Annotated in this window: 9 protein-coding genes and 1 pseudogene; 7 read left to right on the top strand and 3 right to left on the bottom strand. The window is 54.5% G+C overall.

Annotation, left to right across the window (positions count from 1 at the left end):
- The first annotated feature begins 1050 nt into the window (after positions 1 to 1050).
- Entirely contained in the window at positions 1051 to 4944 is a 3894-nt protein-coding gene (locus tag EZJ19_RS07975) for an RHS repeat-associated core domain-containing protein (protein ID WP_131446390.1), read from the top strand.
- Positions 4937 to 5275 (top strand): hypothetical protein, encoded by a 339-nt coding sequence (locus tag EZJ19_RS07970; RefSeq protein WP_131446388.1) that lies wholly within the window; start codon positions 4937 to 4939, stop codon positions 5273 to 5275. The genes EZJ19_RS07975 and EZJ19_RS07970 overlap by 8 nt, the downstream gene beginning before the upstream one ends.
- 33 nt (positions 5276 to 5308) lie before the next feature.
- Here the strand turns inward: EZJ19_RS07970 and EZJ19_RS16050 are convergent, their stop codons facing one another.
- Positions 5309 to 5533 carry a PIN domain-containing protein gene (locus EZJ19_RS16050; RefSeq protein WP_276320102.1) on the bottom strand — a complete coding sequence of 75 codons (225 nt, stop codon included), beginning with the start codon at positions 5531 to 5533 and terminating at the stop codon, positions 5309 to 5311.
- A gap of 154 nt (positions 5534 to 5687) precedes the next feature.
- Positions 5688 to 6302, bottom strand: a pseudogene (locus tag EZJ19_RS07960) (DDE-type integrase/transposase/recombinase); the annotation flags it as partial.
- A gap of 472 nt (positions 6303 to 6774) precedes the next feature.
- On the opposite strand from EZJ19_RS07960, the gene EZJ19_RS07955 reads away from it, so the two are divergent.
- The 3 genes from EZJ19_RS07955 (at position 6775) to EZJ19_RS07945 (ending at position 8539) form a co-directional block, all read left to right on the top strand.
- Positions 6775 to 7206 (top strand): hypothetical protein, encoded by a 432-nt coding sequence (locus EZJ19_RS07955; protein ID WP_131446384.1) that lies wholly within the window; start codon positions 6775 to 6777, stop codon positions 7204 to 7206.
- Between the two features lies 1 nt (position 7207).
- Positions 7208 to 7927, top strand: coding sequence for a caspase family protein (locus tag EZJ19_RS07950; protein ID WP_131446382.1), 720 nt, complete (start codon positions 7208 to 7210; stop codon positions 7925 to 7927).
- 93 nt (positions 7928 to 8020) lie between these two features.
- Complete coding sequence (locus EZJ19_RS07945) at positions 8021 to 8539, top strand: hypothetical protein (RefSeq protein ID WP_131446380.1); 519 nt, start codon at positions 8021 to 8023, stop codon at positions 8537 to 8539.
- A 64-nt stretch (positions 8540 to 8603) separates the two neighbouring features.
- Here the strand turns inward: EZJ19_RS07945 and EZJ19_RS07940 are convergent, their stop codons facing one another.
- Entirely contained in the window at positions 8604 to 9560 is a 957-nt protein-coding gene (locus EZJ19_RS07940; protein WP_131446378.1) for an IS110 family RNA-guided transposase, read from the bottom strand.
- Positions 9561 to 9784: 224 nt separating this feature from the next.
- Here EZJ19_RS07940 and EZJ19_RS07935 point away from each other — a divergent pair, with 224 nt between their 5' ends.
- Positions 9785 to 10147, top strand: coding sequence for a hypothetical protein (locus EZJ19_RS07935; protein ID WP_131446376.1), 363 nt, complete (start codon positions 9785 to 9787; stop codon positions 10145 to 10147).
- Positions 10148 to 10345: 198 nt separating this feature from the next.
- Entirely contained in the window at positions 10346 to 10744 is a 399-nt protein-coding gene (locus EZJ19_RS07930) for a hypothetical protein (protein ID WP_131446374.1), read from the top strand.
- The last annotated feature ends 103 nt before the right edge of the window (positions 10745 to 10847 follow it).

Genomic DNA, 10847 nt, shown 5'->3' with positions numbered 1-10847 from the left:
TTTTCAGAGGGCGACTGTTCGGAACGTCAGGAGTCCGCTTCGCTCGTAGAGAGCAGTGCCGCGTGCAGAGGGGGCGTGCCGATCTTGAGATGCGCAGGGGTATGGAGGACGTTCAGCTTCTTCGCCCTATACTCCCGCGCCCGTTGCAGCTTTTCGTCGTTGACCACAGACTTGCCTCCGCCTCTGCACCCGTGGCAGCAGCAGCGGCAGCCAATTCCGCCTTGTTGCGATAGCAGATCATATCTCGCTCGAACTGGCCCAGCGCATCGAACACGTAAAGATGAGTCCGCTGAAATATTGCAGAAAAAATCTAAAGGTATTATTTTAAGATAACCAAGGTCCGAGCAAAGGACTAGGTCGCGGTAAGTTGCCCGACATCAAGAACAAAAGAGGTCTGTTTACCCAACAAGGGTATTCATGGGATGGATTCCAATAACACGGCAAGGGTTTCATGGTTTTTTTTCCGAATCGGATTAGCTACCCTGAGCCGATGTGTACCTGCATCGGCGCTCTCCCTGCCTTAAGGAATCCCTCAATTCAGAAAAAGATAAAACGGGTAAAAAGAGCCCGACATGAAGGGAAGGTAATGCATCGGAAGCACTTGCAGTTTATGCGATATGGCGACGGGTGGCTTACTAAGGGATTTATCCTGATCTTGCTGCTTATCACGTCTCCATCCTACGCAGATTTTACGGCGAAATGGGGAACGGTGCCGTCCACTAACGGTACGTACACATGGTTTTCATCGCCAGGATCGGCATGCCAGTACCAGCATGATTACTATGCACCAGGTAATCCGGGGCCGGTTACTGCCGCACCCTACCAAGGGTCTTGGAGAAGCTATCAGTGTGACTGGAAGACTCACACGGAAGGGCCCTATCCAGTTGCACCGCTACCTTCCTTAACACACCTTTACTGCGTTGATGCAGATGGAAAAACCGACAGCGTCTGGCATAAGCTCGTCCCCCCGGTATCTGCGTTCCTGTTAATGAACCTCAACTTTCACGCCCGCCATGCAACTACAACAATGGTGCGAATGCGAATCCGCTCGTGGGTGATCCTGTAGTCGTATCAACGGGCGCACTCTATGAACAGGTAACGGACTATGAGGATGCCGACAAGAAGCTGACCATAGTGCGGACCTACCGGAGCAAGTACGGCATGAGTCCGGGCTCTTTCTCCACCTATGCATTACCGTTTGGTATGGGTGATCTGTGGCATTTAAATTTCCAGTGGGAATTGGCTCTGATCCCAAACTATTTCTCATATAACGGCAGTTTTGGAATTACTTCGCCAGATGGGAGCAATTACGGCTTCAAGCTAAACAGCGACGGGACCGTCACGGTGAATGGTGATGCGATTACCGATTTTACAGTCCAGTTTGTCAATCCCAGCGGAAACCAGATTAGCTATGCCGACATCCTGACCAACGGTGGCCAGTTTGTTATCACGACTAGCTCCGGTGACCAGATACGCATGAAGCTTTTCGTCTCCAATTGGTCAAAGAAGTATGCGGAAGCGCGCCCGATGCAAATCACCTATCGAGGCGGTTACGCTTGGAACCTCACCTATGGGAGCAAGGATGAACTGCAAACAATCGAAGATAATCTTGGGCGCACCATCTCAATTGCTTGGTATTATGTGGAGAGTTCTGACGACACCGGTATTCTGTTTCCGCGCGCTATCAAGACCATCTCGCTACCCGACGGCTCAGTTCTCGACTATAGCTATGAGGGTGAGACCGACGACCCAAGCAATAGACTGAGTTTCGTGCGTCTGAAAACATTTACGCGCAATAGCGCGTCAGCTGGCATCGTGGATAGCGCAACATACATCTACGACGACCCCAATACGCCATCTTTGTTAACTGGCATTGTTGATAACGCTGGGGTTCGCTATGCCACTTGGCAATACGATACGAGTGGTCGGGTACTTTCCGCGCAACACGAAAACGGTGCCGATGCCGTCACAATCGGCTATTCATCAACTCAAGGCTACGTCTACCGTACTGTCACCAATGCACTAGGCAAGCAGACCATTTACACCTACAAGGTGACACAGGGAACGAGTGAGCCTCTCCTGACAAGTGTGGTAGGTAATCCAAGTTCCAACTGTGTCGGCACAGCGGAGTCCGTTGTCTATGACAGCGACAAGAGAAAAACTTCCGTCGTAGATGAGGCCGGCAATACAACGAAATATACATACGATGTGGATGGGCGTATGCAGGTCGTCACAGAGGCTTTCGGCACTTCGTCCGAGCGGGTTACCTCATACACATGGAATCCGGCCTTTGGTACTCCCACTCAGATCGTAAGACCAGGTCTTACCACTGACTTTGCATATGACGACAGTGGCAGGCTTCTGACCCTGACACAAACCGACACGACACAACATTCACAACCCTACTCAACTCACGGCAACACACGCACATGGAGTTTTACCTACAACGATCGAGGCCTGATCAGTCTCATCGACGGCCCCCTTTCCGGTAACCAAGACGCGACCACGCTTGAATATGACGCGCGCGGCTATCTCCAGAAAGTGACGAACGCTGCGGGTCATGTGTGGCAAGCCATTGCTCTTAACCCATCTGGTCATCCAGAAATGGTTACAGATCCCAATGGCGTCACCGCAACGATGACTTACGACGGAATGGGGAGATTAAGTACTCGAACGACAACCAGCCACACAACGACCTATCAATATGATGCTGTTGGCAATTTGTCCAGTATATCGCTTTCACCGAATGGGGTTAGCGTGCAATATTTCTACGATAATGCGCGCCGCCTCTATGAATTACGTGATGATATTGGCAACCGAATTCATTACACCCTTGATGCCGCCGGCAATCGGATCAAGGTTGACGTCTATGATCCATCCGATAGTTTGCGTCGTACACAGATTCGCGTGTATGACGAACTGAGCAGGTTGTTGAAGATACAGGATCCTCTGGGGCAAGAAACGATCTTCGGCCATGACCTGCTGGGCAATGTTAACTCCACCACAACCATGGGCAATAGGACCACCCTCAAGCAGTTCGACGTCCTGAATCGCCTTATTAAAATCACGGATGGTTTACAAGGCATTACCCGTTTCGAATATGATGCAAGCGATCATCTAGTCGCCGTCACAGATCCGAGGGGATTGGTCACCCGCTACACCGTGGATGGTTTTGGCAACGTTATCCAGGTGACCAGCCCGGATACGGGCACATCGGTTTTTTCTTACGATGCTGCAGGGAACCTACTTCAGCAGCGCGACGCCAAAGGTCAAACCAACACCTATCAGTACGATGCGCTCAATCGCCTCACCCACAGAACATTCCACGATGGCAACACCACCACTTACATCTACGATCAAGGTGAAAATGGTGCAGGGCATCTAACAACGATGCAAGACACTTCGGGAATGACAACTTGGTCTTACGACGACGAAGGCCGCGTCATTCAGAAGAGACAAACAATCGGCGGAACTAGCTTGGCTACAGAGTATGCTTACGACGCAACTGGCCATCTCGTCAGCACTACGCTTCCATCTGGACATGTAGCAAACTTTTCCTGGAACGCATCGCAAATCGAGAGCGTTACGCTGGATGGTTGGGCGTTGGCTTCGACTATTGCTAGCGAACCCTTTGGAGATCCGGGCGCGTGGGTCTTTGCCAACGGCGAGCGAGTGACAAGGAATTATGACCTTAGTGGGCGACTTACAGAACATAGTCTTGGGAGACTGGCCTACGATACTGGCAACCGCGTCATCGGCTTGACTAACTCCGGTTACTTCAACCAAAACGGAAGCTGGGCCTATGGTTATGATGCTCTGGACCGGCTCACGAGTTACTCCGGGACAGGGGAGGCTATCAGCTATAGATATGATGCTAACGGCAATCGCACGAGCCAAGTATCCAGTACGTCCCCGGCCACCTTTGAGATCGCCCCCGCGAGCAACCGGATCTCATCGGTTATCATGGCAAACGCTTCGCTGAGTTACAGTTACGACGCCAACGGCAGTGTCACGTACGATGGACGACATAACTATTCTTATGACGCTGCTGGAAGACTCATCGCCACCGATGTCGCCACCTATCAATACAACGGTAAAGGCCAGCGGGTCAGCAAGACGGCGTCCGGCACGACGACGTTGTTTGCCTACGACGAGGCCAACCATCTGGTAGGCGAGTACTCCGGAAACGGTGCCCTGCGCCGTGAGATTCTCTGGCTCGGCGACATTCCCCTTGCCGTAGTGACAGCGAGCGGCACCTATTATGTCCACACCGACCATCTAGATACCCCCAGGCAGATCGACGACACGTCAGGCCAGCCGGTTTGGGTCTGGAACTCGCCACCCTTCGGTACTGCACCACCTAATGAGAATCCTTCCGGGTTGGGGGCGTTCACTTTCAACCTGCGATTCCCGGGGCAGTATTTCGATGCCGAGACTGGTATTAATTACAACTACTACAGGGATTATGATCCGAGCACCGGACGGTATATCGAGGCCGATCCGATCGGGCTGGAAGGCGGCTTGAATCTGTATGCCTATGCCAATCAGAACCCGCTGACCTACGTGGACCCCAATGGGTTGGCAGGGGTGCTTCCCGGCCCAGTACCGTTCCCGGTTCCTGGGCCGGTCACACCTGGCTATGGCTCCGGGGGTTCGCGCGGTGATGATTTTGGCGGGCTGTTCCCAGGAATGGGCGGCAAGGATTCGGGCAGTTACTTTAGAACGCCACGCTGGCCTAGCTGGCCAGGCGATGACAGCGGGTCGGACGGCGAAGCCTGGCCGAAAGAAAACAAGGACTTCTGCATTCGCACCTACGCGAACTGCAAGAACTATGGCTGGGCCGGCAACTGCAATGCCTGTCTCGATCTCTGTTTGGGGTCAGGTTCAGGCGATTGGCCGTTCCACATGTGCCAGCCGAAGAAAAAGAAGGATCGCTGTGAGTAGCAAGCTCAAGGCCGCGTACGCCCTGATCTGGAAATTCAAGGAAGGGCGGTTTGCTGCTGGTTCGGAGATGACGGCCGCCCAGGTTGACCTGCTGCGCCTCTTACATGCTGATCTCTTTCCCGGTGAAGAGATCAGTGAGGATGACTGGGGGGCGCTCGTTTCGCGGATCGCCAAGGCGGACACAGACTGGAACCATCAAACCATGATGGTGACCGATGCGGTCTATTCCCTTCGTGAAGCGGGAAAACACAAGGAAGCGGAAGCGAGGAAACAGGCGTTTCTGGACGCGTGCCCATCCGCTTGGTATCGGGGCATCGTGAAGTCCTTGTAAGCCTGCGCGACCTGGGTTAACCGCTTTGCGGGATCAACCCGCTGAGATCAAGGCGACCGCCTGGCCTGTCGAGACGATGGCAACCCCCTGGAAGCTGTCCCCCAGGTCGAGCAAATGCCGGTCGCCGGAGACGGTCAGGTCGGCCTGTGCGGCGACGGCGCAGGCGATCACCTGGTCATCGTCAGCATCATTGGGCACCACGCGCGGCACGGCGGTGGGCTCCACCAGTTCCACGGCCTCCAGGTAATCGGCTACCACCTCGCGTTGAATTTGTATCAGTACGCGAACGCCAACCCTCTGACCTTTACTGACCCGCTGGGGTTGGCTCCTTATAACGACCCCATGAATCAGATTGCTAACCAGGCTGCAGGATTGCCGCTGAATGCAAACCTTCCACCTCAGTTACCATGCCAGTGAACTCCTTGCCGTTGTCGGTCAGGATCGTCCGGATGTGGAAGGGTACGGCCTTGGCCAGGGCCGCCAGGAAGCGCTTGGCGTTGGCAGCGGTCTTGGCGGCATACACGGCGATGAACACCCAGCGGGTGGCCCGGTCGATGGCCACGAACAGGTAGCGCCGCTTGTCCTCGTCGGCCATCTGCGGCAGGTACTTGACGTCGACATGGACGAAACCGGGGACATAAGCCTTGAAGGGCCTGGTTTTGGGCTTGCCCGCCTCGACCGGCTCGCGCTTCGAGACACCATGCCGCTTGAGCATACGATGCAGGGCGGAGCGGGTGATGGTGGCGTGGATGAACTCGTGCACGACGGCCAGGAGGTCGTCCAGGGACAGATCGAGGGTTTTCCTCAAGATGAGAACGATGGCTTCCTGCTCGGCGCTGAGCGTCGTTTGCAGCCGATGGGCAGTGTGGGAGCGGTCCTCGACCGAATCGCGGTGTTTCCAGCGCGCGATGGTCTCCACCGTCACGCCCAGCCGCTCGGCCAGGACCGTCATGGGCAGGTCGCTGGCCTGGATCATCGCCCGCGTCTTCGGGGTCGTGGTGGCGTTCTTGTGCAGTCTCACTTGCATCGCTTCAACTCCTGGAGAATGTCCCGCGCCAACAGTAAACCACGCCGGCGGGAGACAAGGGCATCCAGGACACAACACATAGGCTTTCTCAGTCTTGGGACTATAGCGACGAACACGTAGTGCCTCGCGCAGACTAGGGATCAGCCTGGGTTGCCGAAGGGAACCGGTGGTCCCAGTGGCAACTGGCAACGTGGTGGTTTACATTGACGACTCCCCTAACTCCGATCATATTGGCGCAAGACCGTGTGAACGCGGCGAAAGGAAGTGTGCAGGAGGTGCAGGCTCGCGACGTGAGCCTGTTTGTCCAGATAAAAAATTAGCCCGACATAAGGGGGGTGATAGTGGACATTCCAGCGATTTATACCGACATGGGCTTGGTGATATCGGACTTTCAGAAATTAGCCCGACATTTATGTCGGCTAATACAAAGTTGGGCATCACTATCACCTTATTGCGCTAACGGAGCACATGCATGGACATAACATCTGCTGCAATTGCGACCCTGATATCTGCTGCCACGTCTGCAACCATCACGCTCTTGCTGACAAGGCTGAACTCTCGCAAGAGCCTCGACGAACAATTGGACGCGATTCTTAAAATTGCAATCCAATACCCGTATTTGGAAAGCAAAGACTTCACAAGCACTTGGACGAGCAGCTATAACAGAAACGACGAGAAGGCCCTGAGGTATGAGGTCTACTGCACCCTAGTCTTCAATTACATGTCTCGGCTGGCCAAGTATCACAAGTATTGCGAGGACAAGATTGACGAACATGTCGCGCTCAAACCTTGGGCGAGAATTCATGCCAGGTATTGGAGAGACCCGACCGAAGCATATGAAAACGTCGACACCTACGACCGCCCATTCGTTGCGCTTGTCGAAGGCTACTTAAAGGGGAAATAGGATGAAACGAAAGGCACTATTGATCGGCAATACGAGTGGGCTACAAGGCGTTCAGGTGGATATCACTCGGTTTTTTGCTTTTCTCAAGAGTAACGCCGGGGGAGCTTGGTATGACTCAGAAATTGATGTTCTTGAAAATGCCAGCAAGTCCGTCCTGCTCGATAAGGTCAATGAACTAAGGAGGCAGTCGCTAGACTATCTCATAGTGCTATTTAGCGGTCATGGTGGGCAAGTTCTTCGACAAACCGTTCTTGAAATCAACGGGGCAGGAGAATCCATTGAAGAAACCAAGCTCCGGAAAATGGCGGAAAGACAATTGAACGTCTATGACTGCTGTCGTTCTATCTCTTCTACGGTGCAGAAGAGCATTGCGATGGATTCGTTGAGTTTTTCTCTTCGGGAATCCGTGAGTCAAGTTCGGCAGCGATTCGAAAATCGCATCATGCAGGCGATACCACAACAAGCATTGCTGTATTCCTGCTCAGTTGGTCAGGTCTCTTACGACACCGCAAGCGGTGGCGTCTATCTCAGTAACCTACTCAAGGCCGCTCAAACTTTGGATCACAGCCAAGGCTTCAAGCTTGTCGGGCTTGCGCACGAAGAAGCAATGGGGCCAACGGTGGACTATGCGGCAAAGGAGAAGCATGGACGCCAAGTGCCAGAAGCCATCCTTCCGAAATGCCTGTCCAGTCAGCAACTGGTAATTTCGATCAATGCGTAGTCGTATCCCCGCGATGCCCAACCCATCAATCGAGCGGACCTCGCGCATAAAGCCGCGCGAGGCCGCTCATTTCAAACGTTGGGCGTCATCATAGTGGCCTCCCGATACTTCTTTGACATCCCGGTTTACCGTCTCCCCGAGGAGAGGTACTACCGCGAACGTGACAAGTACATCGAGGGCGTGGTCTATCCAGAAGGTTCGCCGTTTAACGAAGCAATGCGTGCGAAAGAGGCGGCCGATCCACATCACAACATCGCCATTCGAGACCACCTTCAACACACTTACGGTGGGTGCTGGCGGTTCAATGAAATCATTGGCTACATTCGGCTACATTTTCTTGGGTCGCAAGTCCGCGGCGAGTATTACGGCGTTCGGAAACAAAGGGTGGTTCGCACGCGAACGAAAACCCTTGAGTACCAAACGTGGAAGCTTGCTCCCGAGATCGACATTCCGTATCCGCAAACGAACGACGGAATATTTGAAGCCGTCCGAAGATATTTGAAGGCTTGCCGCAAGGAGTTGCCGGGAAGGTACGTGGATACCGAACTCTTTGAGGGTGTCGGCAAGCACATTGATTGGTGCAGCCTCTTTGCGGAGGGTGAGCGGCCATGACGCCCAACCCTGCGGTCAACACGGACCTCGCGCGAAAAGCCGCGCGAGGCCGGTTACCTTCACGTTAGCAACTGTGTTGAAAGTCAATAGAAGGATTCCAGGGAGAGTGATGTTTCAGCATGGAATTCATGATCACGAGCAGTTTGCGCATGCACGCGGTGAGGGCGACCTTGGCGGGTTTGCCCTGGTCACGCAGATGCCGATAGAACGCCCGGATCACCGGATTGCAGCGCATTGCACAGACAGCCGCCATGTAGAGGGCGCGCCGGACTTGGGCACGTCCACCCCAGATGACCCGCTCGCCCCGATGTTTTCCGCTGTCCCGGTTGAATGGGGCCACACCCGCCAGGGCGGCGATCTCCTTGCTGCCCAGCGTGCCCAACTCGGGCAGCAGGGCCAGCAGGGTGGCCCGCGTCACCGCACCGATGCCGGGAATGGCCTGGAGCAGATCGTCTTTCTCGCACCACGCCCCCGAGGTTCTCAAGGCATGGGTCAGGTCGATATCCAGGCGGGCAATCCGTTCGTCGAGCCAGGCAATGTGTTCCTTGAGGCTGGCGCGTTGGAAGGCCGAGGCGCGACCCAGGCGCAGTTTCTCCTGGACGCGGATATCGATGAGCTGGCGCCGACGCGCGAGCAGGTCGCCCAAGGCGCGGGTTTCCTCGTCGGGCAGGGGGCGCACTTGGGGCCGGATGGCGGCGGCGAAGGCGGCCAGCATCAGGGCATCGATGCGGTCGGTCTTGGCCAGCCGGCCGCAGGCCTTGGCGTAGTCCCGTGCCTGGCGCGGGTTGACCACCGCCACCGGCAACCCGGCTGCCGCCAGCGCACTGGCAAGATCGGTTTCCAGCCCACCGGTCGCTTCCATCACGATCAAGGTGGGCGACTCGGCGCGCAGCCGCTCGCACAGGCCGGCAATGGCGGCTTCGCTATGGTCAATCCGCTGGCTGTGGCCGCCGGGATGCCAGCCCAGGTCGAGCCAGTCTTGCGCGATGTCGATGCCGATAAACAATTCATGGTTGCTCATTCCGGTACCCTGCCTTGCAAAAATCCGGGCTTGCAATGGCCCGATCAACTGTCCGGGTTACAAGAACATGCGACACGACGCCCCGCGCTAACGTACGGGCTGGACCGCCCAAGGCTTCAACGGGCTGTCGTGTCGCCAACCACAGGGGCTCTACGCCCCCGCTCAACGGCCGATTCTTCTACGGAATCGGTAGGCTGAACATACAAGGCAACCAGGGGGATCGGATGACGACAGCGAGCGAAGTTCAGGAAATCATCTATGACTTCACGCAGAGATGCTTTATCGGTGAAGACATAAAGGAAAAATTCAATCTTTCCAAACAAAATTTGCTATTTAAGTTTCTAGAAACTGGTGACCTGACGGTAGAGCAAGTTCATCTAATGAGTGAGAATCACCAAAAAATACTTCGTGAGCTACTCTCGCAATACATACTATTTCTCCAGATGAATCAACACCTAGAATTTCCAGATGGCTTTCTACAAAACTCAGGGAAGATGAAATTGGGTTCAGGGCTTCTTGAATATATTTGCCATTATAAATGGCCCTTCCCCCAGCTACTTGAGCAACATGGTGCCATTAATGCCTAACAATCGCTTCGAGCGGGACCGCCCAACAGCCGGCTTCGCCCGCTGCTGGCCGGCCCCTCAAGCTAAACGTTGGGCGTCTCCAGTCCCGTGTAAACGGCATAAGCTACGTACCTCTCGAGGCCAAACAATCCACGAGGCGTTTTCGTAATTGTTGCCAGCTGGATGTCGATCTCAACCAATTCTTGTGGAGGTGATGACATGGATAAGGACGAGCTTGAACGCGCAAAGATCGCGGTGGAGGAATATAAGGTTCTTCACGCGGAACTGCTCCAACGCAACAACTTGTTAATTCAAATGTCCGGTGCGTGCATCGCAGCAATCGTGGCGCTTATCGGCTTTATGGCAAATGGCGCACTTCCTGTGTGTTGGGGGATAGGTCTCGTTGTCTTTGTGCTACTGATTCTGGGCGGCATTTGGAAGATCGTTGATAGTGACGCCCGAAATGCGTGCAAGAGAATTGGGGAAATTGAAGAATATGTAAACAAATCCGTGGGGGGCGATGACTACATGCCTCTATCATGGGAGCGTCGATTCGGAATCCTAAAGAGAAATTACTCCAGTCGCTTTCTTACCAAAGACAAATGTATTGCCAAGTAGACGCCCAACCCATCATTCCACCGGACCTGCGCAAAAAGCCGCGCAGGCCGGTGAATTCAGACGTTGACGCTGTGGAAAACCTCCCGCAGAAGGATTTTTGAAA

The organism is Parasulfuritortus cantonensis (assembly GCF_004337445.1).
Lineage (GTDB): Bacteria > Pseudomonadota > Gammaproteobacteria > Burkholderiales > Thiobacillaceae > Parasulfuritortus > Parasulfuritortus cantonensis.
The sequence above is the reverse complement of the archived record's forward strand: the minus strand, read 5'-3'. Positions and strand labels throughout refer to the sequence as shown.